The sequence below is a fragment of the Advenella sp. FME57 genome (assembly GCF_014897675.1).
Classification (GTDB): Bacteria; Pseudomonadota; Gammaproteobacteria; order Burkholderiales; family Burkholderiaceae_B; genus Advenella.
In genome coordinates this window covers 57,137-80,322 of record NZ_JABUXU010000019.1, presented here as the reverse complement: position 1 = coordinate 80,322, position 23,186 = coordinate 57,137, and the positions used below count along the sequence as shown (strand labels likewise).

The 23,186-nt window shown below is 53.1% G+C and carries 22 protein-coding genes; 12 read left to right on the top strand and 10 right to left on the bottom strand.

All coding sequences use genetic code 11. The annotated features are described in order from the left end of the window. The first annotated feature begins 24 nt into the window (after positions 1–24). The gene (locus INT32_RS18850; RefSeq protein WP_193090247.1) at positions 25–396 is read left to right on the top strand and encodes a DUF4870 domain-containing protein; all 372 of its coding nucleotides are present in this window, start codon (positions 25–27) and stop codon (positions 394–396) included. An 81-nt stretch (positions 397–477) separates the two neighbouring features. Here the strand turns inward: INT32_RS18850 and INT32_RS18845 are convergent, their stop codons facing one another. Continuing rightward, positions 478–1,224 (bottom strand): TIGR02444 family protein, encoded by a 747-nt coding sequence (locus INT32_RS18845; protein ID WP_193090246.1) that lies wholly within the window; start codon positions 1,222–1,224, stop codon positions 478–480. A 226-nt stretch (positions 1,225–1,450) separates the two neighbouring features. Between INT32_RS18845 and INT32_RS18840 the strand changes: the two genes are divergently transcribed. Continuing rightward, entirely contained in the window at positions 1,451–2,041 is a 591-nt protein-coding gene (locus tag INT32_RS18840) for a UbiX family flavin prenyltransferase (protein WP_193090245.1), read from the top strand. Positions 2,042–2,105: 64 nt separating this feature from the next. On the opposite strand, the gene INT32_RS18835 is transcribed toward INT32_RS18840, so the two are convergent. Both INT32_RS18835 and INT32_RS18830 read right to left on the bottom strand, forming a co-directional pair. After that, positions 2,106–3,275 (bottom strand): tRNA CCA-pyrophosphorylase, encoded by a 1,170-nt coding sequence (locus INT32_RS18835; RefSeq protein WP_193090244.1) that lies wholly within the window; start codon positions 3,273–3,275, stop codon positions 2,106–2,108. Further along, positions 3,275–5,344, bottom strand: coding sequence for a lytic transglycosylase domain-containing protein (locus INT32_RS18830; RefSeq protein ID WP_193090243.1), 2,070 nt, complete (start codon positions 5,342–5,344; stop codon positions 3,275–3,277). The genes INT32_RS18835 and INT32_RS18830 overlap by 1 nt, the downstream gene beginning before the upstream one ends. Positions 5,345–5,397: 53 nt before the next feature. Here INT32_RS18830 and INT32_RS18825 point away from each other — a divergent pair, with 53 nt between their 5' ends. Both INT32_RS18825 and INT32_RS18820 read left to right on the top strand, forming a co-directional pair. Beyond that, positions 5,398–6,015: a 5-formyltetrahydrofolate cyclo-ligase gene (locus tag INT32_RS18825; RefSeq protein ID WP_193090242.1), complete on the top strand. Its 618-nt coding sequence runs from the start codon at positions 5,398–5,400 to the stop codon at positions 6,013–6,015. Beyond that, positions 6,008–6,226, top strand: coding sequence for a 2-dehydropantoate 2-reductase N-terminal domain-containing protein (locus INT32_RS18820; RefSeq protein WP_193090241.1), 219 nt, complete (start codon positions 6,008–6,010; stop codon positions 6,224–6,226). The genes INT32_RS18825 and INT32_RS18820 overlap by 8 nt, the downstream gene beginning before the upstream one ends. A gap of 169 nt (positions 6,227–6,395) precedes the next feature. Here INT32_RS18820 and INT32_RS18815 read toward each other — a convergent pair whose 3' ends face one another. The 4 genes from INT32_RS18815 to INT32_RS18800 are packed head-to-tail and all read right to left on the bottom strand — an operon-like array spanning position 6,396 to position 12,827. Beyond that, the gene (locus INT32_RS18815; protein WP_193090240.1) at positions 6,396–8,477 is read right to left on the bottom strand and encodes a 3-hydroxyacyl-CoA dehydrogenase NAD-binding domain-containing protein; all 2,082 of its coding nucleotides are present in this window, start codon (positions 8,475–8,477) and stop codon (positions 6,396–6,398) included. Positions 8,478–8,522: 45 nt separating this feature from the next. Continuing rightward, positions 8,523–10,307 carry an acyl-CoA dehydrogenase gene (locus INT32_RS18810; protein WP_193090270.1) on the bottom strand — a complete coding sequence of 595 codons (1,785 nt, stop codon included), beginning with the start codon at positions 10,305–10,307 and terminating at the stop codon, positions 8,523–8,525. A gap of 42 nt (positions 10,308–10,349) precedes the next feature. Continuing rightward, positions 10,350–11,156, bottom strand: coding sequence for an SDR family NAD(P)-dependent oxidoreductase (locus tag INT32_RS18805; protein WP_226817278.1), 807 nt, complete (start codon positions 11,154–11,156; stop codon positions 10,350–10,352). A gap of 54 nt (positions 11,157–11,210) precedes the next feature. Further along, positions 11,211–12,827, bottom strand: a complete 1,617-nt coding sequence (locus INT32_RS18800; protein WP_193090239.1) for a long-chain-fatty-acid--CoA ligase — start codon at positions 12,825–12,827, stop codon at positions 11,211–11,213. Positions 12,828–12,904: 77 nt separating this feature from the next. Between INT32_RS18800 and INT32_RS18795 the strand changes: the two genes are divergently transcribed. From INT32_RS18795 to INT32_RS18765, 7 genes are all read left to right on the top strand, one after another. Next, positions 12,905–13,615: a TetR/AcrR family transcriptional regulator gene (locus tag INT32_RS18795; RefSeq protein WP_193090238.1), complete on the top strand. Its 711-nt coding sequence runs from the start codon at positions 12,905–12,907 to the stop codon at positions 13,613–13,615. A gap of 69 nt (positions 13,616–13,684) precedes the next feature. Next, positions 13,685–14,881, top strand: a complete 1,197-nt coding sequence (locus INT32_RS18790) for an acetyl-CoA C-acyltransferase (protein WP_193090237.1) — start codon at positions 13,685–13,687, stop codon at positions 14,879–14,881. 37 nt (positions 14,882–14,918) lie between these two features. After that, positions 14,919–15,866 carry a branched-chain amino acid ABC transporter permease gene (locus INT32_RS18785; RefSeq protein ID WP_193090236.1) on the top strand — a complete coding sequence of 316 codons (948 nt, stop codon included), beginning with the start codon at positions 14,919–14,921 and terminating at the stop codon, positions 15,864–15,866. A gap of 3 nt (positions 15,867–15,869) precedes the next feature. Beyond that, complete coding sequence (locus INT32_RS18780; protein WP_193090235.1) at positions 15,870–17,168, top strand: branched-chain amino acid ABC transporter permease; 1,299 nt, start codon at positions 15,870–15,872, stop codon at positions 17,166–17,168. Next, positions 17,149–17,931 (top strand): ABC transporter ATP-binding protein, encoded by a 783-nt coding sequence (locus INT32_RS18775; RefSeq protein WP_193090234.1) that lies wholly within the window; start codon positions 17,149–17,151, stop codon positions 17,929–17,931. Before INT32_RS18780 ends, INT32_RS18775 begins: the two co-directional genes overlap by 20 nt. After that, a complete protein-coding gene (locus tag INT32_RS18770; RefSeq protein ID WP_193090233.1) occupies positions 17,918–18,616 on the top strand; it encodes an ABC transporter ATP-binding protein in 699 nt (232 codons plus the stop codon). Before INT32_RS18775 ends, INT32_RS18770 begins: the two co-directional genes overlap by 14 nt. A gap of 36 nt (positions 18,617–18,652) precedes the next feature. Continuing rightward, on the top strand, positions 18,653–19,897 hold the full coding sequence (locus INT32_RS18765; RefSeq protein ID WP_193090232.1) for a branched-chain amino acid ABC transporter substrate-binding protein: 1,245 nt from the start codon (positions 18,653–18,655) through the stop codon (positions 19,895–19,897). Positions 19,898–20,312: 415 nt separating this feature from the next. On the opposite strand, the gene metF is transcribed toward INT32_RS18765, so the two are convergent. Both metF and INT32_RS18755 read right to left on the bottom strand, forming a co-directional pair. Continuing rightward, complete coding sequence (gene metF, locus INT32_RS18760; RefSeq protein ID WP_193090231.1) at positions 20,313–21,155, bottom strand: methylenetetrahydrofolate reductase [NAD(P)H]; 843 nt, start codon at positions 21,153–21,155, stop codon at positions 20,313–20,315. 4 nt (positions 21,156–21,159) lie between these two features. Continuing rightward, on the bottom strand, positions 21,160–21,495 hold the full coding sequence (locus INT32_RS18755) for a phage holin family protein (RefSeq protein WP_193090230.1): 336 nt from the start codon (positions 21,493–21,495) through the stop codon (positions 21,160–21,162). Between INT32_RS18755 and INT32_RS18750 the strand changes: the two genes are divergently transcribed. After that, positions 21,489–21,770, top strand: coding sequence for a hypothetical protein (locus tag INT32_RS18750; protein ID WP_193090229.1), 282 nt, complete (start codon positions 21,489–21,491; stop codon positions 21,768–21,770). The genes INT32_RS18755 and INT32_RS18750 overlap by 7 nt on opposite strands. Here INT32_RS18750 and ahcY read toward each other — a convergent pair whose 3' ends face one another. Further along, positions 21,771–23,165 (bottom strand): adenosylhomocysteinase, encoded by a 1,395-nt coding sequence (gene ahcY / locus INT32_RS18745; protein WP_193090228.1) that lies wholly within the window; start codon positions 23,163–23,165, stop codon positions 21,771–21,773. Positions 23,166–23,186: the final 21 nt, after the last annotated feature.

Here is a 23,186-nt window from a genome sequence, read left to right as displayed (position 1 = left end):
GACTGAACGCAAGGGGAAACTGTAATGAACGAAGAAACCAGCCAGAACCAGACTCCGGTTCCCGCGCCGGATAACGCTGCCCGCAATTTCACATGGATTACTTATGCAATGTACGCATTGGGGTTGTTTACCGGGCTGTTTTCCGTTGTGGGCGTCATCATGGCCTACGCCAAACGGGGCGAGTTCACCAATACGATCTATGCCGATCATATGCAATACCTGATTCGTACCTTCTGGATCGGCCTGATCGGCGCGATTGCAGGCTTTTTGCTGATGATTATCCTGATCGGCTGGATCGTGCTTATCGCCGTTACCGTATGGTACATCTATCGCATCGTCATGGGCGCCATTCGCCTGAATGACGGCCGGGGCGTATCCACCACATCCTGGTTCTGATCACCACAACCAGGCCTTCCTGCGGGCTGCCACGGTAACTGCGGTGTTGTTATCGTGCAGCAGCAGGTGCCGTCTTCGCCATCAGGCTGACGCAAACACGGCCACGGCAGCCAGCACGACCTGGTGAGCATGCTGCAACGCCACCCACGGGTCCGCAGTGTGCTCGTCGGCTGCAAGTCCCGCCGCGCCTCCTTCGACAATGGCAGCCTGCCCATACGCAGGCCCATCATACTGTGCCTCATAGTGGGCAACCACCCTGACGGCAGTCTGCTCCAGCACGGCCAGTTGCCGGGCGTTCTCTGCCGTATCGGCAAGCGCGACTGACGACCGCTGTGGTGCAGAAGCATTTTCTTGCGTTGCAGGGTCGGACCACGCATCGTCCCGGACCTGCGACATCACCATCATCTGCTGAACCGTACCGCCGTGCGCTGCGCCAGGTATCGCCTGCGTCTGTTCCTTGACCCATTGCGCCAATACCTCCTGCTGCATGCGTTCGGCATCCAGTTCCAGACGCTTGATGTCTTGCCTTAACACATCTGTCATGGCATCGGGCGCCGGCGCCGGACCACTCTTGAGCCGCGTTCGCAACTGACGCAAGGGGATAACAATTTCGCGCCGCCACGCACAAATCTCGCTATCAGCATCGGCAATCTGTTCTGCCGTAGGCGCATTGCCCCAACGTCTTGCCGCCCACAACATCAGCAACAGGACATTGACATCCAGCCCCAGCGTGTGTTGCAGCGTGAGACAGTGCTCGGCCACGCCATCACGGGTATAAACCGCCAGCGAAAACTGCCAGTGATCCGCTGCGCTTTTATCCTGATCCATTTGTGCTCCCTGTTGCATCTGTCATCTGCCCGACCTACCAATTGGCCTGCAAATCAGTTAACAATACCGACACAGGCTTGCGCCATTCCGTGAACCACAAACCACCGGCCTGCGTCGCTTTGTGCCCCTGCGGGTATAATAACGCTTCAAGCCGGTGGTTTTGCCCCGGCAAGGCTGCCAATATCAGCCAGCCCATTGACCCCTTACCGAAAATAGCCATCTGCCCATGCCAAGCTCTGTTTCCGCTCCTGCGCGTATTATTGTCGGTATCACCGGCGCCTCTGGCGCCATTTACGGGGTCCGTGCTCTTGAGCTGCTTGCCCAGGCCGGCTTCGAAACCCATTTGGTCATGAGCCGCTCGGCCAGTCTGACCTTGTCACAAGAGCTGCAGATGCATCCCGGCGAACTGGCCGACCGGGCGACGGTCGTTCATGCGATCCAGGACGTAGGGGCCACCATTTCCAGCGGCTCCTTCAAAACCTGTGGCATGCTCATCGCGCCCTGCTCCATTCGTACGCTCTCGGAAATTGCCAGCGGAGTTACCTCTTCGCTCCTGACCCGTGCTGCCGATGTGGTGCTCAAGGAAAGACGCAAGCTGGTGCTCATGGTCCGGGAAACACCACTGCATCTGGGCCATTTGCGCAGCATGGTGGCGGTGACCGAAATGGGCGCCATCGTCATGCCGCCGGTTCCGGCCTTTTATGCGCGCCCGGAAAACATCCAGGCAATGGTCGACCACAGTGTCGGACGAGCCCTTGACCTATTTGACATAGATACCGGCTCGGTCACCCGCTGGGACGGAATGAGCAATCCCTGATACTACAATTGAAATAACCGCCCCCGGCACATGCACAAAGCGTACAGCGCCACACGGTCCGGGCCTAGCTCGGTGCAATTTTTCCCAGGCACGCCGCAATGGCGTCCAGTCTTGCCGAGCGCACCGCCATTTTGATCGAGTTGGCGCCCCCCTCGGTCTGCCGGGCGACCGCGCCCGCATCCACCCGTAAATAACAATCCAGTATTGCACTCCAGGATTCAATCCGCGTGATTTCCGCCTGCAGATTTTCCGCCGCAGACTGTCTGGTACACAGCACGACGCCCAGCAAATCGCGAAACCTCGCCGGCTTGCGCAAACTGTCAGTCACTTCCAGTGTTTCCAGCACATATTGTGCCCGGTTCGACAAGTGCGCCTGCGCCGTCGGGCTGGGCGGCAATGGCAACATATCAAAGCGTTCCGATAGCACCTGCGTCAAGCGGGCGTAATCAGCACACTCTGCGGGCACTTTAAGGTGCACACTCAAGGCCGCATGCTCGCGTGTCTGCGACAGCGCCACCGCGTAGCGGGAAGGCAGCGGCAGGATCCTGGCGGCCGACAAGTCGGTGGCCTGCGCCACCTCTGTGTTCCACTGCAACTGCGGCATCACGATGGCAAGCGCATTGGTATCCTGCAAAACGGTGAACATGCGCGACGGTTTTTCGTTCATGAGCCCGCGTGAGACTTCTTTCCAGACCCGCTCGGGCACCAGGGCATCGATCTCACCGCTGCGGACCATGTCCCGACACAGCTGCAGCGTATCGCCGGCCAGCGTGAATTCGGTGAACCGCGCAGCAAACCGCGCCAGGCGCAATATGCGCACCGGATCTTCGGCAAACGCTTGGCTGGCATGCCGAAACACGCGGCGCTCAAGATCGTCACGGCCACGCAAAGGGTCGACCAGTGTGCCATCGGTACGGCGCGCCATGGCATTGATGGTCAGGTCGCGACGCTTCAAATCCTCTTCGAGCGTCACTTCCGGACCCGTATGAAAGGTGAAACCCTTGTAGCCACGCCCCGCTTTTCTTTCGGTGCGCGCCAGCGCATATTCCTCTTTGGTCTGCGGATGCAGAAAAACCGGGAAGTCGTCGCCGACCGGCAGGAAACCACGCCGGACCATTTCCTGCGGGCTGGCGCCCACCACGACCCAGTCCCGGTCTCCCTGCGGCAGCCCCAACAACTGGTCGCGCACGGCGCCGCCCACCACATACACATCAAGGCCGTCGGTAACGGACATCAGGGCCTCACCTGCCCCAGCCGATTCACAAGCGATTGCGTCCGCCCGCTGAACTGGGCATCGTACCAAGTCGCATTGGACATGACATGCTTTACGTACAGCCGCGTTTCCGTAAAGGGAATGGTTTCCGCAAAAATCGCCCCTTCCAGCGGCTGGCTAAGCGAATCACGCCAGCGCTTGGCGCGGTTCGGCCCGGCGTTGTAGCCGGCAGTGGCCAAAACTTCGGAGCCATTCAGGTCGTCCAGGGTCATTTTCAGGTAAGACGTGCCCAACAAAGTATTGGTATCAAAATCATTGGCGCTGGCAGCCGAGTAACTCAGTCCCAGCTTGCGCGCCACCAGTCGCGCCGTTCCCGGCATGACCTGCATCAGCCCCGCCGCGCCCACCGATGAGCGGGCAACCGTGACAAAACGCGATTCCTGGCGGATCAGGCCATATACCCAGGCAGGATCCACACCCACGGCACGTGCCTGCTGACTGACCCGCCCTTCGAATGGCGCCAGGTAACGCTGGCGGAAATTGAAATCGTTTTTGGTCAGCATGGACGTGTTGATGGCCCGGTCATAGACCTGTTCGCGCAAGGCCCATTCTGCAGCCGCCATCAGCTCGCGATCATTCATCCCACGAATCGCAAAATTCCATTCACCCACCGCTTCCGGGCGCCAGCCCAGGCGGAACAAGGCAATGGCACGCTGCAAGCCTTCGTGCGTCATTATTTTGTTGATTTCGGCAGCGCTGGGTTCAGCCGGCTGCGCAGGAACGGAAATCTTGCGGCCCAATGCCTCGGTCGCCAACTGACCATAGAAGCCGTGATCATACAAAATGGATTGCCAGGCGCTTGTGGCGCCGCCGGTGTCGCCCTGCCCTGCCCGGGCGCGGCCATACCAGTAAACCCAGACCGGTTCTTTCTGCTGCTCGGGACCCATCATGCGGATGGTCTGCTCTACCCATTTCCAGTCAATGGTGGGCTGGCGCAGCGCCATGCGGGTGCGCCAGGCGTGGTTGTAGTCGCTTAGACGAAAACCCTGGCCGGCCTTGCGATACCAGCCGTCAGCCCGCGCCTCCAGATTCAGGGCGGCGATCAGGCCGAACTGTGTCCAGGCCCATTGACGGTTGCGCTCGCTCAGCAATGCGCCGCCCTGCGTCTCCAGAAAGACTGCCCCGGCATCTCTGTCCTGCCGCGCCAGGCGGCTGAAGGCCAGTGCACGCAACTGCTGCAGTTCGCCAGTGGCCAAACCGCTCTGGGTCGCCAGCCAGCCCATCGGATTGGCCACGAGCGCATCGTAGGAAGACAGCCCGGCGGGTGAGAACGCCAGCGCCGCGTAGCGGCGGGCGCTGGCCTTGCTGTCGTACTCGACGGCATCGCGCAGCAACGGCTCCAGATGTTCATGGGTAATGACCTTGGCTGCCGTCAGCTGCCCGAGCATGCTCCAGCAGGCATCGTCCGGCTTGAACACATCCAGCGCCTGCGCGGCGGAGACTTGCCCATTGCCAAGAAAGCGTGCCTGCAGGATGGCACAATCGACCTCCGAGGTCCGACTGGCCACCGTACCAATACGCCGCACGGTATCAAAGTCTCCCCGCTTGGCCGATGCCTGGATCCAGTCCGATTTCAGCCGGTTTTCCAGATAGGGGTTCTTGTTCTGCTGCAAAAAAGCATAGATCTGCTGCGTGGGCACTGGCTGCGCAGCGTCGCCCAATAACTGGCGCAAGTACCAGTACATGGGATAGCTGCCAAGTTCATGATCATCCCTGGCCTGTTCTGCATAGCCGGGCAACGTCTCCCACTGGCGACGCTGCATGGCATCCCTGGCCGACACCACCGCCGCGCGTGCCGCCTGCGGCACTGCACGCGGAGACTGCCCGAATATGACTGCCGATGAGGTAACCGCCAGATTCTGCGGCGTGAGCGTTGATCTGGCAGCCTGGGGATTCTGTACCGATTCGGCACAGCCGGCCAGCAGCACGCCGGAACCGAGTACCCCCCAGAGGGCTTGCACTGACCGGCGACGCAGACTGCCCGCAACCCCTTTGTTGAACCTGCTTTTTGCTCCTGCCCGCTGTTGCATATGCTGTCCTGTTATAGTCATGCTTTGTACTACATTCTATATCGTCACAGGTCATGACATCCGCCGATACCCCGACTTTGCGTCAATCCCTGCTCTCGGCCAGATCGGCCATTCCCGACTCGCGTCGCCAGATGCTAAGTGTACAAATAAAACAGCATATTTTGGACTGGCTGCAAGGCCGCCATCAAGATTGCCGCTTGCCGGATCGCGCAACCATCGGTTCGATCGCCGGTTTTTGGCCCATACGGGATGAACCCGACATAATTTCGCTATTGCATGATTTGCATATGCTCGGCCACGACATCAGCCTGCCGGTGATTGAACAGCGGGACGCGCCACTGCACTTTTATCGCTGGTCGCCCGATACCCCCTTGCGACGCGGCGCCTTCAATATTCCTGAACCGCAAGTGGACACGCCGGCGATGCAGCCGTCCCTGATTCTTGTACCTACACTCGGTTATACACGTGACGGACACCGACTGGGCTACGGCAAAGGGTACTATGATCGTACGCTGCATGCACTGGCGCAGCAAGGCCGCTGCGCGCTGAGTGTGGGCATCGGCTGGGATGAAGGACTGATCGACGGGTCCTATCTGCCCGCAGCACATGATATGCCGATGGACGCCATTGTGACGCCCGGCGGCTGGATCATACCGGATACTGATGAATAAGCAAACCACCAATACAATCGTACTGCCCAATTTGCCTAAGCATCTGCATGACTCAAGCATCGTGTACGCCTTGCAAAACAACGGTATACCCGAAGAGAACGTTGCCGCCGTTGTCGGGGCCCATAGGACCACAGGTGGTGCTGTCGGTTTTGGGGCGACCTGGCTAGGGCCTGGGATATCACAGTTGACTACCGACGCCATTGAACGATAAGGTCGTTGAATGAATTAGCAGTGCGCAGGCTAGGCGAGGAGTAAATGATTACTCGTATCTTCAGCATGTTATGCCGTTGATCGAACAGTACACTTCGGGTAGCTAGGGCAAAGCGGTTTACTTGCATTGAACTGAGCCGTATTGGCGTCAGTTCAGTATAAGACGGGGTCTAGTTAGCGCCCTTCGAAAGGCTAGCTGGCACGCTCCAATACCCAGAGGTGTTGCCCGTGTTTTTGGCGTAGCGCTGCATGCTTGCAACTACATTGCTTTCGCCAATGGTAGTAGCGTAGAACATAGGGCCGCCACGATAAGCGGGGAAACCATAACCGTGCAACCATACCGTATCAATATCACCAGACCTGTAGGCTATACCTTCTTCTAGAATTCTATACCCTTCGGCGATAAGTGGGTACAGGCAGCGCTCAACAACCTCTTGTGCGCTGATGTCAGTACGCTGTGTGATGCCATGTTGTTGCGCCAGGTCGCTGAATAACGTCAGTGCCTCACTGTCCTCTACAGGTGTGCGGCCTTCGTATCGGTAATAGCCACTGCTTGTTTTTTGTCCAAAACGACCTTGTTCATGAAGTTTTTGCACGACGACACGATACGTGTCGTCATCAGGTAGATTCCCTGATTTTTTTTGTTCTAGCACGACCTTAGATGCAACATCTACGCCAGCCATGTCTATCATGCGGCATGGGCCCATTGCCATCCCGTAGTCTTCCAGCGCCTTATCAATAAAACCAGGTGTAGCGCCCTCTAGCAAAAGGAATTCCGCTTCGCGCAAGTATCCTTCCAGCATACGGTTGCCAATGAAACCGAAACACACTCCAGACACCACTGGCACTTTACCTATACGCTTGGCCAGATGCATGATGGTTGCAAGTACTTCAGGTGCTGTTTGATCGCAGCGTACAACCTCCAGCAAGCGCATAATATTTGCCGGGCTAAAGAAATGCATACCTAATACGTCTGCGGCCCTGCCTGAACATTGCGCCAGCACATTTACGTCCAGTGATGACGTATTGCTAGCCAGAATGGCTCCCGGCTTGGCGATTTGGCCCAAGCGCTTGAAAATGGCTTTTTTTATGTCAAAGTTTTCAAAAACAGCCTCGATGATTAAATCGCAAGAAGACAGTTGCATGTCATCTTCTGTGGTTGTAATCAAGCCGGCACGATGTTGGGCCTGTTCCGGTGTGATGCGGTTTTTGGCAGCAGACCCTTGATACGTGCTATCGATAATTTCGTCGGCACGCGATAGCGTCTGTGGGCTAAGGTCCTGCAATACCACGGGAAAACCAGCGTTTGCAAAGCTCATGGCAATTCCGGTGCCCATGGTCCCAGCGCCCACAATACCCACTGACTGTATGGTTCTAAGGCCTAGATCACGTGGCAGATTGGGTATGCGCGCGGCTTCACGTTCGGCAAAAAAAACATGCCTTAGTGCTTTGGACTCGTTGGTATTCCTACAGTCAATAAATGCCTGCCTTTCGTACTTCAGGCCTTCCGCAAAGGGTAAGCTGCCTGCTTTTTCTGTGGATTTAGCGGCTGCGCGCGCTGCATTCCCCCCTTTTTCTGTGGAGGGTAGCTTGTTAACGCGTTCCTCTAAAACTAACTTATCGGTAGCGCTAAGCTCAACAGGCAGCCTGCCAAGCACCCGGCTTGCGCAATCAGAACCTGCAATGCTACGACAATATTCCAGTGTTTGGGCGTGCAAATCGCCGTCAAACAGGGCGTCAACCAAGCCAATATCAAGCGCATTAGCTGCTGACATTGATTTGCCGGTAACTATCATGTCCAGCGCCTTAGTAAATCCAACAAGCCGTGGCAGACGCTGGGTGCCACCACCGCCAGGCAATATCCCTAGTTTCACTTCGGGTAGCCCCATTTCTGTTGAAGCCAGGGCAACCCTGTAATGACACGCCAAACCAAGTTCAAGCCCACCGCCAAGCACTGTGCCATGCATAACGGCAACAACTGGAACCTGCATGGACTCTAGCAAGGCATGGATTTCGTTGGGATCGGGTGCCGGGATCTCCGGCAAATCAAACTCGCGGATGTCGGCACCTGCCATAAATGTGCGGCCGGCACAGCAAAGCATGACGGCCTTGATGTCGGCAGCATTACGCAGTTGCGCTAAGGCTGCTTTTAATTTTTCGCGCACGGCTTGCGAGCTGGCATTTATAGGTGGATTGTTAATCGTAACAATAGAGACATCACCATCTTTGGTGCATGTGACTAGTTCTGACATAAATTTTTTCCCTGTTTATTGAGTTCTGATTTGGTGACGGAAGCCTCAGAACCAGTCGTCCTGCATCGTTGCAACCGCATCGTCTGCGTCAAGTATTAAGTTCAACCAGCCATGCGCTCGTGCAAGCTCGTAGGCATAAAAATATTGCATTGCGCTACGCTTACCGGCTACAAACGCTTCATTTGTAGTGTCGCTACCATAAGCAGCCAGCGTAACCTGCAGCCATAACCACGCAATCACAATATGACCAAAGGCCTGCATATATGGGGTGGCATGCGCAAGCGACATCTCGAACATGTCGTCTTGTTGTGACTTTTGTGTGGCTGCAATAAGATGCTGTAACTGCACGTCAAGGTCCTGCGCAAAGCCCTTAAGGTCTGCATGCTCGTGGGCTTGCTCTATGGTTTGCATAACTTCAGACACCCATAAATTAAAGGCCGCACCATCGTTTTGCCGCACCTTTCTTCCTAGCAAATCCAATGCTTGTATGCCGTGCGTCCCCTCATGGATCATATTCAAGCGGTTGTCGCGCCAGTACTGCTCGACGGGGAAGTCACGTGTGTATCCTGATCCGCCCAACACCTGAATTGCCAGGCTATTGGCCTCAAGACACCATTCGCTAGGCCAACTTTTGGCAATAGGGGTAAGCAGCTCTAATAGGGCATGTGCACGATTTTTCTGATCGTCTGTTCCGGTGCGTTTTTCGTCGATCAGGTGTGCGCAGTACAGCACTAGCCCCAAGGCACCTTCACTAAAGGATTTTTGCGCTAGCAGCATGCGCTTAACATCAGGGTGCTCTATCAGTTTTATCTGGGCGTTGCCGCGCTGAGTGCCCTTGTTGCTACGCAAATGACCTTGGCGTCTATCGCGCGCGTAATCCAGGGATGCCTTATAACCTGCATATCCCAGCATGGCGGCGCCCATACCAATATTGATGCGTGCTTCATTCATCATGTGGAACATCAGTTGCAAGCCCTGTCCTGGCTCACCAATGCGGTAGCCTATTGCATCGTTGTTTTCACCAAAGCTAAGCAAGGTATTAGGAATACCGCGATAGCCCAGCTTGTGATTCAGACCAATCAGCATCACGTCATTTCGGGTGCTCGTGATGCCGCCATTTTCTTCGACCAAAAATTTAGGCACTACAAATAATGAAATGCCTTTTGGGCCTGCGGGCAATTGACCGCAGTCATCAGGAATTTTTGCCAATACCAGATGAATAATGTTCTCGGTCAAATCATGTTCGGCACCAGATATCCACATCTTGCTGCCTTTGATCTTATAACGGGGACCTAAACCGCAATCTAGGTAGTCATCACCATCAGGGACGGCTTTGGTGGTAATGTCACCCAGGCTGGAACCCGCCGTGGGCTCGCTCAGACACATGGTGCCAAAATAACGCCCCTGTAGTTGTGGCAACGCAAAGGCATTTTTTTGTGCCTCTGAGCCGTGTGCCATAAGCAGGTTTGCATTGGCATAAGTAAGCATGGCGTAAGCTGACAAGCTAATGCTATTAAAAGCAAAAAAAGTATTTGCTGCCATGTCAATGACATAAGGAAGTTGCATGCCGCCGACGCCCTCGTTGTGGCCCGCTGCCAGCAAGCCGGAATCAGCATACGCTTTAAGCGCTTGGCCCACACCATCTGGAAGCTTTACTGCTCCGTTAACATACTCGGGCTCTTGTTCGTCCGTTAACCGGTTAAGAGGCTGAAACTGCTCTAAGGCTATTTTTTCGCTTACATCAAGCACAGAATCAAATGTTTCGCGACTGTGTGCTGCATAGCGGTCACGACGGGTAAGCTCCTGCACCTTGAGCCAGTCGTACATCATAAATTCTAATGTTTTTCTCACAATTTTCACCTAATGTACATATCAAATAGAGTTGACTATCTGACCGCCGTCGATCACGACCACCGAGCCTGTCATATAGCTGCCCGCATCAGAAGCCATAAGCAAAGTAGCGCCAACAAGGTCTTGGCTTTTACCAAAACGGCGCTGAGGAATCCTTTTAACCAAGGCCTCAGCAAATCCGGCCTCTTCGAACTCGCGATGCATATCTGTTTCTATATTTCCTGGGCACAAGACGTTTACACGCACGTTATTGCGCGCAAGCTCATAGGCCATGACCTTAGATAAATGAATCAGTCCTGCCTTGCTTGCTCCGTAGCTTGATAAAAAGCCCCCGGGACGCAAACCGGCCGTCGATGCAACATTGATAATCGATCCGCCACCTTGTTTAACCATTTCAGCCGCAGCACGTTGCCCGACTAGAAAAGCGCCGCGTAGATTGACACCGATAACCGAGTCAAGGTCTTCCGGAGTTTGCTCTAGAAATGGTTTGAGCAGTGCTACACCAGCGCAATTCACAAGGATATCGGGATAGCGGCCAAATTCCTTACAGACCTGATCAAATGCGGCATTAATTGAGTCGGTATCGGCCACATCCATAGCGATACCTTTTGCTACTGCACCCTGGTTGCACAAGCGGTGTGCTTCTTCGGCCACACGTGACCCGCGGCGTGCGCATAGCACCACAGCAGCCCCTGCACGCGCAAGCGCTCCGGAAAGGAATTGCCCAATGCCGCTAGATGCTCCGGTTACTAGCGCCAGCTTATCTTTTAAGTTAAATGACATTTCTTCGTTATCTAGCGAAGATGCATGGTTAGTGTTCTGATTCATAGTTTGTCTCCATAAGATGTGTAGCCCATTTCACCTGGAAAATTATTGGCTGCTTTACTGTATGTTTTCTCGCAGCAGCTTTTTATTAAGTTTTCCTACGCTAGTGCGTGGCAGCTCATCAACAAAGCGGATTTCGTCGGGCATGGCATAAGGAGGTAGTTTCCCCTCTTTAATGCGCTCTTTTACGATGGCATGCATTTCATTAACCATGGTGTCGGGTTCATTAACGTGCTGCTTTAGCTTTACAAAAGCGCAAGGTCTTTCACCCCATTTTTCGTTGGCAATAGCAATAACAGCCACTTCATCCACGTTAGGGTGCTCGGCCAAGCAGGCTTCCAGGTCTAGAGATGACAACCACTCCCCCCCAGACTTAATGACGTCTTTAGTGCGATCAACTAGACGGAAAGCACCATCAGCATCCTTAACGACGACGTCCCCGGTATGCAGGAATTGACCTTCCCACAACTGTTCCGACATGGCGGGATCGTTGTGGTATTCCTGTGTCAGCCATACTGAACGAGCCACCAGTTCGCCTTGATGGCTGTCTTCTTGAAGATCGATTTTTAACGTTACAAGCGGCATAGGATGGCCTATGCGGCATAGATTTTCAGGGGATGCCGCTGCCTGGGCCGCCGATGTCCGGACAAAGCTAATGACGGGACATGTTTCGGACATCCCATACCCCGTAAAAACTTGAAGGTCAGACGCCATGGCGCGTTTTGCTAACGCTGGGGACATGGCAGAACCGCCCACCATCACCTTCCAGCCTGGCAGTTTTTGTGATTTTTTCTCTGCCTCTGTAAGCAGCATTTGTAGAACCGTCGGGACGCAATGGGAAAACGTTACTCCTTCAGTGTGGACAAGATCCACAAGGGCCTGAGCATCGTATTTACCCGGATAAACCTGCTTAACCCCCAAAAGCGTGGCAACATAAGGCAGCCCCCAGGCATGCACGTGGAACATGGGGGTTAATGGCATATAGACGTCCGAGCGTCGAAATGCTTGGTAGTCGTCTGCAGTGCCAAGCGCAAATCCAACGGCCAAGGTATGGGCAACTAGCTGACGGTGTGTGTAGGTTACGCCCTTGGGTAGGCCAGTAGTACCCGTTGTATAAAAATGCGTGGCGACACTGTCCTCGCTCACGTACGGGAACTCAAATGCATTTTCTGCTGCGTCCAGCAGTGCTTCGTATTCGCCCACACAAGGCAATGTTGACGAGTCCGATTCGCCAATAACAATAATTGGTGGCACCCTGTCGGCGCTAGCAAAGACTTGTTCCAGCAAAGGCATGAACTCGGCTGCGGCAATGATAAATTCCGACTGGCTGTGTTCTAGTGTGTACCGGATCTGGTCGACCGACAGACGGATATTGACCGTCATAAGAGTAGCGCCCAGCATAGGGATAGCAAAATAAGACTCAAGATACCGATGGGTATCTCGCTCTAAAACAGCAATGCGAGTTGCGTGTTTTACACCCAGCTGCATCAAGGCGTACCCCAATCTTCGAAAACGCGTGTTCAGGTCTTGGTACGTTAGGCGTAGACCGCCATAAGTAATGATTTCCTGAGAGCCACCTGCTTCAATTCCGCTAGCTAAAACAGTAGCCAGTGTAAGTTCGCAATGGTGACCACCAGCAGTAAATTTTGTTTCTGAAAAGCTTGTTGAAGTCATATGCAATATCCATTAATTAAATTCCGGGGTTGCCCTATTGATGACCCGCAAAACACATCCCATCAGGGAAAACACTGATGAATAGTAGTGACCAAGCGCTTGCTTCATTTTTGATTCTACCTCTATACTTGATATCATTCCAGTATCTTATTGCCAATACATTGCGACCACTCATGACCGAACCCACCCGATTGCCTAGCGACAAAAAAAAGGAACTTGCAGCTCCAGTTGCAGAGTCGACTCGGGCTCGAATACTGGATGCGGCTGCGCATCTGATTCGCAAAAAAGGTTTTAAGGCCACTACGGTTAGGGATATCGGCAATGCAGTTGGCCTATATTCAGGCAGCCTGTTTCATTACTTCAAGACCAAGGACGAAATCCTGATGGAAGTGATGCGCGCCGCTTTCATATCCATCTGCACACGCCATGAACAGGCGCTGGCGTCAGCATTAACACCGCTGGAAAAACTACGTCAATTTATTTGGCAGGAAGTTAACCTTGTATTTATTGATGAAGAAGGTGACTACCACGCTGTGCTGTATTTCGATTGGCGGGATGTTTCTCCGAAGCATTTGCCCGAGCTAATACAACTACGAAAACGCTACTTCAGTTCTTGGACTGAAGTCGTACGTCAGTGTCACGAAGCGGGTCATCTAAAAGGGGATCCGGCGATTGCTGTACGGGTAATAGAAGGAACATTACGCGGCATGATGAGCTGGTATAAGCCAGACGGCCGTTACAATCCACATGAAATCGCCGATGAAATTATTTTGATTGTTGCCAAGTAGGCTAGGGCCTTTTGCATACCAACCTTATCAATAGGAAGCTTGTTCACCGGATTACAACTAGGAGGTTTGATGAGAGAAGCCGTTATTGTGTCCATTGCCCGAACGCCCATTGGAAAAGCCTTCAAAGGAGCGCTTAACAACATAAAATCACCCTCGCTGCTAGGCCATGCAATTCATCACGCGGTGCAACGCGCCAACATAGACCCATCCGAAATCGACGATGTACTTATAGGTACAGTGCTGGGCGCCGGTACGGCGGGTGGAAATATTGCTAGGTACGCCAGCTTAGCGGCGGGGCTGCCAGTTACTGTGCCTGGGCAAACAATGGACCGACAATGCGCGTCCGGTTTGATGGCTATTGCCGCCGCTGCCCGCCAGGTCACCCTGGAAGGTATGGACATAGTTGTCGCTGGTGGCCAAGACAACATTTCAGCCGTTCAAAACGACTATATGCCAAGGACGTTTCGCGACGCTGATACTGCAGTAATTAGCGCCGTTGAACACGCGTACATGCCCATGCTTCAAACGGCCGAATATGTGTCTGCCAAGTATGGCATTAGCAGGGAATACCAAGACGCTTATGCGCTGGAGTCCCAGCTACGCACCGCGGTGGCACAAAAAGCGGGCTTATTCGATGATGAAATTGTGCCAATAACTGCCAGCCAAGCAATCACCGACAAAGCCACAGGGGAAACTCACTATCAAGAGGTAACTCTCTCTCAAGATGAGGGCAATCGCCCTCAAACCACGATCGAGAGTCTTGCCGCGCTCAAGCCCGTCATAGATGGTGGCCTGGTAACTGCAGGCAACGCTAGCCAGCTGTCTGATGGCGCATCCGCATGTGTAGTTATGGATGCCGCCTTGGCCAAGCACCGTGGGCTAGCGCCACTGGGCGTATACCGTGGCATGGCAGTCGCTGGATGCGCACCTGAAGAAATGGGCATAGGCCCAATTTTTGCAGTTCCCAAGCTTCTAAAACAACATGGCCTAAGCGTAAAAGACATAGATCTGTGGGAAATCAACGAGGCTTTTGCCTGCCAAGTCCTTTATTGCCGCGATTATCTGGGCATAGACCCCAGCCTGTGCAACGTGAATGGCGGTGCTATTTCTATTGGCCATCCTTATGGCATGACGGGCGCAAGGCTCGTTGGTCATGCGCTACTTGAAGGCAAACGCCGAGGTGCACGCTATGTTGTCGTCACTATGTGCGTTGGCGGCGGCATGGGGGCGGCAGGTTTATTTGAAGTAAGTAGTAAAAAACAATAACAGCCAGGCTTATGATTAGCCACAAAAGGAGACCCGAATGGAGTTTTTTCTAATCTCTCTTCTGAATAGCCTTAGCTATGGACTGCTTTTGTTCATGCTGTCTTCAGGGCTAACGCTGATTTTCAGCATGATGGGGGTACTTAACTTTGCCCATGCCAGCTTTTATATGCTGGGTGCTTATTTGGCCTACACCATAAGCGGCGTGGCTGGATTTTGGGTGGCATTTGTCGTCGCCCCAATACTGGCAGGCTTGGGTGGCGTGCTGGTAGAGCGTTACGGTTTGCGTGCGGTGCACAAATATGGTCACGTGGCCGAGCTGCTATATACCTTCGGCATGTCGTATCTGATACTGGAAGCTGTGCAGCTGATATGGGGTCGGTCCTCTGTGCCTTATGGCATCCCAGAAATACTGCAAGGATCAATATTCACCATCTACACCACGTCATTTCCCAAATACCAGGCTTTTATGATGTTGATTGCCGTATTAACGCTTTTGACACTGTATCTAGTCCTGACCCGCACCAGGGTGGGCCTGATCATACAAGCCTCGCTTACTCACCCGGAAATGGTCGAGTCCTTAGGGCATAACGTGCCGCGCGTATTCATGTTGGTGTTTGGTGGCGGGTGTGCTCTGGCTGGCTTGGCCGGTGTCATTGGCGGTAATGCATTTGTTACCGAACCAAGCATGGCTGAAACCTTAGGAACGATTATTTTTGTGGTAGTCGTTGCTGGCGGTATGGGCTCGCTAATGGGTGCATTACTGGCATCGCTACTACTTGGCGTAATCCAAACCTTTGCTGTAGCCATCGACCTATCGCTATTAGACGGCCTGTCGTCCATAGGCTTAGGTTTAGGTCCCGACGTATTTGGTCACTCTGTATTAAGCGTCACTGTATCGCAAGTCGCCCCCATATTGCCATATGCACTTCTAGTGTTGGTTTTAATATTTCGTCCACGTGGGTTGCTGGGCAAACGGGAGAATTAAGCTATGTCTACACATTCCTTGACTGCCAACCGGCCTAATAATCTGACGCCTAATCGGATGCCATTGATATGGTTAGGTTTCGCCATCGTCCTGGTAGTGGCGCCGCATATTTTTACTTCGTCTCTGGCCCTTTCCCATCTGACGCAAATTAGTACCATGATGGTGCTGGCGCTTTCATACAATGTATTGCTTGGCCAAAGTGGCATGCTGTCCTTTGGGCATGCCGCATTTTCTGGGCTGGGTGCCTTCATGTCGGTTCATGCCATGAATCTTGCCAGCGATGGCTCGATTTGGTTGCCGCTTCCATTGGTACCCATTGTCGGTGCAATCACCGGCCTGGCCGTTGCGACACTGATAGGCTACGTCATTACGCGCACTTCTGGCGTGACATTTGCCATGATTACACTGGGCATAGGCCAGATGGTTTTTGCAAGCGCATTAATGTTTCCCGCATTTTTCGGTGGTGAGGGTGGCGTTTCCACCAACCGGGTATACGGGAACTATTTGTTCGATTGGGACTTCGGACCACAAATTCAAGTCTATTATCTGGCCGCTGCGTGGCTATTCATATGTGTGATGGCAACATTCTTTTTAACCAGAACCCCATTGGGACGCCTGCTAAACGGTGTGCGTGACAACGAAGAGCGCATCTCATTTATTGGGTTCGACCCACATTTGCTGCGCTACATGGCGCTGATGATATCTGGGTTATTTGCAGGCATAGGTGGCGCCTTGATGGCAATCAACTTCGAAATCGCCACAGACGAGATACTTAGCCTGCATGAGTCCGGCGCCGTATTGCTGTTCACATTCATTGGCGGCACAGGTACCTTCATAGGCCCCATGCTGGGCGCCCTTGTCGGGATCATGCTGACCAAATTCTTGCCAGACTACACAGCTGGCTGGCAAATATATTTGGGGCTCGTGTTTATGCTGGTGGTGGTTTATGCACCCGGGGGTATCAGCAGTCTTTTAAAGCCGGGCCTGGACGTTTTGCGTCAAACTCTAGCTCAACGGCAGTACCTATCGCTCCTGCGCCTGACGCTAAGCGCATTGCTGCTATTGGTTGGCGTCATTACCTTGATCGAACTTATGTATCACCGGGCTACGGGCACATCGGACCCCATGCCACTGTTTGGGCTGCTCCTAAACCACCAAAGCTTCGTGGCGTGGGCTGTTGGTGCTGTGATTTTGCTGGCTGGGATGCTAACCATCAAGCCTGCGGGGCGTGCATTACTTGAACGATTAGCCGTAGACAAACCCGAGCCTCAGGGGGACTGCAATGACAAACACCATTCTTGAACTAAAAGATGTGCGCAAACAGTTTGGCAAAACCGAGATAATCCGAGGGGTGGATCTGGCTGTAAATAGCGGTGAAAGGCTAGCCGTGATTGGACCTAACGGCGCCGGCAAATCCACCTTGTTCCATCTTATTTCTGGGCGCTTGCCTATTAGCTCTGGCCAGATATGGTTTGACGGTAAACAGATAGACGACCAAAATGCACAGCAAATATATCGAAGTGGGCTAAGCCGTAGTTTTCAGATTACTAACCTGTTTCATCGCCAGTCGGTCTACGAAAACATACTATCGGCTTGCATGTGGTCCAAGGGCTATCGCTATACGTTTTGGCAGCACATCAGTCAGCTCAGGCCGCTGCACGAACGCGCGCAGGAAGTGCTGGAGCTTATTGGGCTGGAGTCGCGGCGCGATATCGCCGTCAATTTGCTTACCTATGCCGAACAACGTACGCTGGAAATTGGCATCGCCGTCGCGGGCGGAAGCAGCACTATCTTGCTGGATGAACCAACCGCAGGCATGAGCCGTGGCGAAAGTGACGCAGCCATTGAGCTGATTAAAACGGTCACCATCAACAAAACACTTTTAATGGTCGAACACGACATGGGGGTTGTGTTTGGGTTGGCTGATCGTGTTGCGGTGGTGGTGTACGGGCAGGTAATAGCCTGTGACACACCAGAAAATATTCGTTCCAATGTCAGCGTACAAGAGGCTTATCTAGGCGTTTCAAAAGATCAGCAAAAAGAGGTGAAAGATGGCGTTGCTTGAGATTTCAGGGCTACACGCCTATTACGGAAAAAGCCATGTGCTTCAAGGCGTTGATCTGCATGTAAACGCCGGCGAAATTGTCAGCCTGCTGGGTCGCAATGGTGTCGGTCGATCAACGACGATTAAGGCGGTGATGGGGTTGGTGCAGTCGGCCGGATCAGTAGTATTTGATGGCAAAGAAATCACCGGCATGCGAACCCACGAAATAGCGTTGCAAGGCTTGGGGTACGTACCGGAAACTCGCGATATTTTTCCATCTCTAACGGTAGAGCAAAATCTACTGCTAGGGCAGCAGCGTGGCAAGCGTTCGCAATGGAGCATGGAAGATATGTACAACATGTTCCCGCGCCTGAAAGAACGTAGAAATACATCCGCTGGGGTAATATCGGGCGGTGAGCAGCAAATGCTAACGCTGTGCCGGTCGTTAATTGGCGACCCTAAACTGATCATGATTGACGAGCCCACAGAAGGGCTTGCCCCACTAATTGTTGATCAAGTAGCCGAATACCTTGACGTACTTCGTCAGCGTGGCGTAGCAGTTTTGCTAGTAGAGCAAAAGCTGGCAATTGCACTCGATATTTCCCAAAGGCTTTATGTAATGGGCCACGGAACTATCGTTTTTGAAGGAGCCCCCGACGATCTGTCCAATGCACAGGAAGTGCGCAGAGACTGGCTGGAGGTTTAACGTTTGTACTTGTAACTAATACAGGAAGGAGACAAAATGAAGCAAAAAACACAACTCAAACTAAGCGCTATAGCACTAACGATAGGCCTATTTGCAGGTTTGGCCCATGCTGACAACGTCAAGGTTGCGCTCATCGACCCATTATCCGGATCATTCGCGGCATTAGGCGAAAACCAGATGCGTACATGGCAGTATATTGGCGACATCGCCAACAAGGAAAAATGGGCCGGTGAGCACACACTAGAGTTCGTCGGTTTCGATAACAAAGCAGGTGTACAGGACAGCCTAAGCCAGCTTAAGCGAGCCATTGACCAAGGCTACCGTTATGTTGCTCAAGCGAATGGATCTGGGGTCGCATTTGGCTTGGTTGAGGCGATCAACAAACATAACGCGCGCAACCCTGGCAAGGAAGTCTTATTCATTAACCATGGTGCGATCGATCCAGAACTCACTAACAACAAATGCAGCTTCTGGCAGTTTAGTGTCGATTCTAATTCCGACATGAAAATGCAAGCTCTGGTTAACCACTTGGCCAAAAACCAAGAGGTTAAAAAAGTGTATGTGATTGGTCAAAACTATGCCTTTGGGCGCGCTGTCAGTAAGGCCGCCAAGGCAATGCTTGCTCAAAAGCGTCCCGATGTAGAAATTGTTGGCGATGACTTGCACCCAATTGGTGAAGTAAAGGACTTCGCACCTTACATAGCCAAAATCAAAGCATCTGGCGCGGACACCATCATTACAGGCAACTGGGGCTCTGACCTGGCACTGTTGATTAAGGCGGCACGTGCTTCTGGGCTTGAGGCAAACTTCTACACATACTACGCCGTGCTAAAAGGCTCGCCGACAGCCATGGGCGAAAGCGGTCTTGAGCGTGTCAAATACGTGGGTGTATGGAACGTTAATAACGAAAGCTATAAAGGCAGGGACCTGGTCGAAGGCTTTAAAGAAAAGCATAACGATGACCTGACCTGGCTGCAGGCTTATTCCGGTGTGGCGCTTCTTTCAAAGGCAATGAAAGAAACGGGTTCCACCAATCCAGTTGACGTGGCATTTGCCCTGGAAGACATGGAGCTCGATAGCCTTAATGGAAAAATCAAAATGCGCGCTTCTGACCATCAACTACAGCAGGCTTTGTATGTAGCAACATGGTCCAAAACCAATGACACTAATGTGCAGCTTGAGCAGGAAGGCACTGGCTTTGGTTGGCGCACAGAGGAAGTCATTCCGGCTGCCGAAGCGCAATTGCCCACCACTTGCGACATGAAACGACCAAAACGCTAATGCTATAGCGACACAACACGTTTGGGGCAGTCGCATCACCCCAGACGTGGGGTACCAAATCCACTTCCATAACTGCTATAAAATGGCTGGGAAAATAGCCAATGCCTGAACCACAAATTATGTGCCCCCGGCGGGGGTGCTCACGCTTTACTAATAGTCGCAATAGCACTCTTTTTGCCAGCACCTTATTCGTATATTGGCTTTATTATTGCCATAATATTCTTTCTCTTGTTCATTTTATTAGCCAGAAAAATTTTATAAAACACAGGCAGCCATTTTCATTGTTGTAATTAATTTTAATTATTTTTCTGTCTCTTTCTATTAAAGAGACAGTGACCAGACCGCAACCCCCGGCAATCTAATCAGGTCGGAAAAAGATGAGCACCTTTTTAAAGGCTTCGGATTATCCGCAAACTCAATAGCGCAGATTTTTCCAGATCGCCAGGGTGGCTTCGGCATTATTGAGCGTGTAAAAATGAATGCCCGGCACGCCACCGTCAATCAGCTTCTGGCACAATTGTGTAACGACATCGGCGCCAAAGGCACGAATCGACGCCTTGTCATCACCAAATTGCGCCAGACGCAGGCGAATCCAGCGCGGCACTTCGGCACCGCACATTTGCGAAAAACGCAGCAACTGCGTATGGTTGGTAATGGGCATGATTCCGGGCACGATCGGAATTGTGACGCCACGCTGCACGGCACGATCGATAAAATCGAAATAGGCATCGGCATTGAAAAAATACTGCGTAATCGCACTGTTGGCGCCGGCATTGACCTTGGTCACAAAATTATTCAGATCATGCTCGGGGCTGTCGGCTTGCGGGTGCGTTTCCGGATAGGCGGCTACTTCGACATGAAACCAGTCACCCGAATGTTCACGAATAAGCCTGACCAGCTCGGACGCGTACGGCAACTCTGAATCATTGCCTCCCATGCCCGAGGGCAGATCGCCGCGCAACGCCACAATACGACGAATGTCTTTGGCCTTGTACTGATCCAGCAATTGAATCAGCGATGCTCTGCTGGCACCGATGCAGGAAAGGTGCGGGGCAGCCTCACAACCGAGTTGCGAGAACATGGAGACGGTCTCGGCCGTTCCATCCCGGGTAGAACCGCCTGCCCCGAAAGTCACACTTACATAACGAGGATGCATCGCCATCAACTGCTTGGCGGTGCCTACCAGTCGCTCGCGCGATGCCTGATCGCGCGGCGGGAAAAACTCCAGGCTGAATGCCTCGTCGGAAAAAGAACTCATAACGTTAATTCAGAATACTCAGCAAAATTGCAGAAATGATGGAATACAGCACGGCGCCAATGACGGCCGACCAGAAACCATCCACCTTGAAGCCATTGAATACCGATCCGGCCAGCCAGAACATCAGCACGTTAAGCACCAACAGGAAAAGCCCCAGCGTAACAACGGTAATTGGCAGGGTCAGAATGGCAAGAATGGGATAAACAACCGTATTGACCAGCCCCAGAATGACAGCTGCAATAAGCGCAGATACAAAGCTGGTTACAGTAATGCCAGGCAGAATATAGGCAACAATCATCAGGGCCAGCGCCTGCAGGACCCAGGTTAACAGCAATGTCATATTACTTCTCCTTTAAATTCCCTAATAGAACACCAACACCAAAAGAACACCAACACCAGAACAACGTGCGCCCTAAGCTCACGCTGCCATTGCGCCCCCGTCCAACTGCAATGCCTTACATGACAGTCGAACGGCAGCACAATGATCGAAAGTTGCCGCACTGCGGCATGCTCCTGCTGCCAATCCAAAAGCGAACTGCTGCCGGCAGGATCATCACATTTGCAGCAATCACATTTGTGATAATCGTGCGGGCCGACAGCAATCGCCGCGATTGATCAATAGCGATAATGATCGGGTTTGAATGGTCCCTGCGCAGGCACGCTGATGTAATCGGCCTGTTTCTGCGACAGCGTTGTGAGATTCACACCCAGTTTTTTCAGATGCAGGCGCGCCACCTTTTCATCGAGATGCTTGGGCAGCACATACACCTGGCCTTTATTGTACTGTTCGGTACGGGTAAACAATTCGATCTGCGCAATGGTCTGGTTGGTAAACGAGGCAGACATCACAAATGACGGATGGCCGGTAGCACAACCCAGATTGACCAGGCGTCCCTTGGCCAGCAGAATAATACGTTTGCCATCGGGGAAAATAATATGGTCAACCTGCGGCTTGATCTCTTCCCACTGCAAATCTTCGACGGCAGCCACATCAATCTCATTGTCAAAGTGACCAATGTTGCAAACGATGGCTTCGTTTTTCATGCGCTCCATATGATCGCGTGTAATCACATGGTAGTTGCCGGTAGCCGTGACAAAGATATCTGCCTTGTCCGCCGCTTCCTCCATGGTGACCACTTTGTAGCCTTCCATGGATGCCTGCAGGGCGCAGATCGGATCGATTTCGGTGACCCACACCTGGGCGCGCAGGGCCGATAGCGCCTGAGCGCAACCCTTGCCCACATCGCCAAAACCGGCCACAACCGCAATCTTGCCGGCGACCATCACGTCGGTCGCGCGCTTGATGCCGTCGACCAGCGATTCACGGCAGCCGTACAGGTTATCGAACTTGGATTTGGTCACGGAGTCGTTGACGTTGATGGCGGGAATATGCAATTCGCCCTTCTGTGCCATCTGGTACAGGCGGTGCACGCCGGTCGTGGTCTCTTCGGTCACGCCAATGATATTGGCCAGTCTTGTCGAGTACCAGGTGGCATCTTTGGCCAGGCGCTCGCGAATGGCGGCAAACAGCACGGTTTCCTCTTCGCTGCCCGGATTGTCCAGCACGGACATGTCTTTTTCCGCCTTGGCGCCCAGATGCAACAGGGTGGTGGCGTCGCCGCCATCATCCAGGATCATATTGGCCTGTTCACCCGGCCAGTCGAAAATGCGGTGTGTATATTCCCAGTAATCGGCCAGCGTTTCGCCCTTGATGGCAAATACCGGTACGCCACTGGCAGCAATGGCGGCGGCAGCGTGATCCTGGGTAGAGAAAATATTGCAGGAAGCCCAGCGCACCTCGGCGCCCAGCGCAGTGAGCGTTTCGATCAGCACACCGGTCTGGATGGTCATGTGCAGGCTGCCGGCAATGCGGGCGCCCTTGAGCGGTTGGGATTTGGCGAACTCTTCGCGCGTGGCCATCAGGCCCGGCATTTCGGTTTCGGCAATGGACAGTTCACGCCGGCCCCAGTCGGCCAGTGTAATATCGGCAATTTTATAATCAGCAGTCATAGTTTTCATCCTGAAACATAC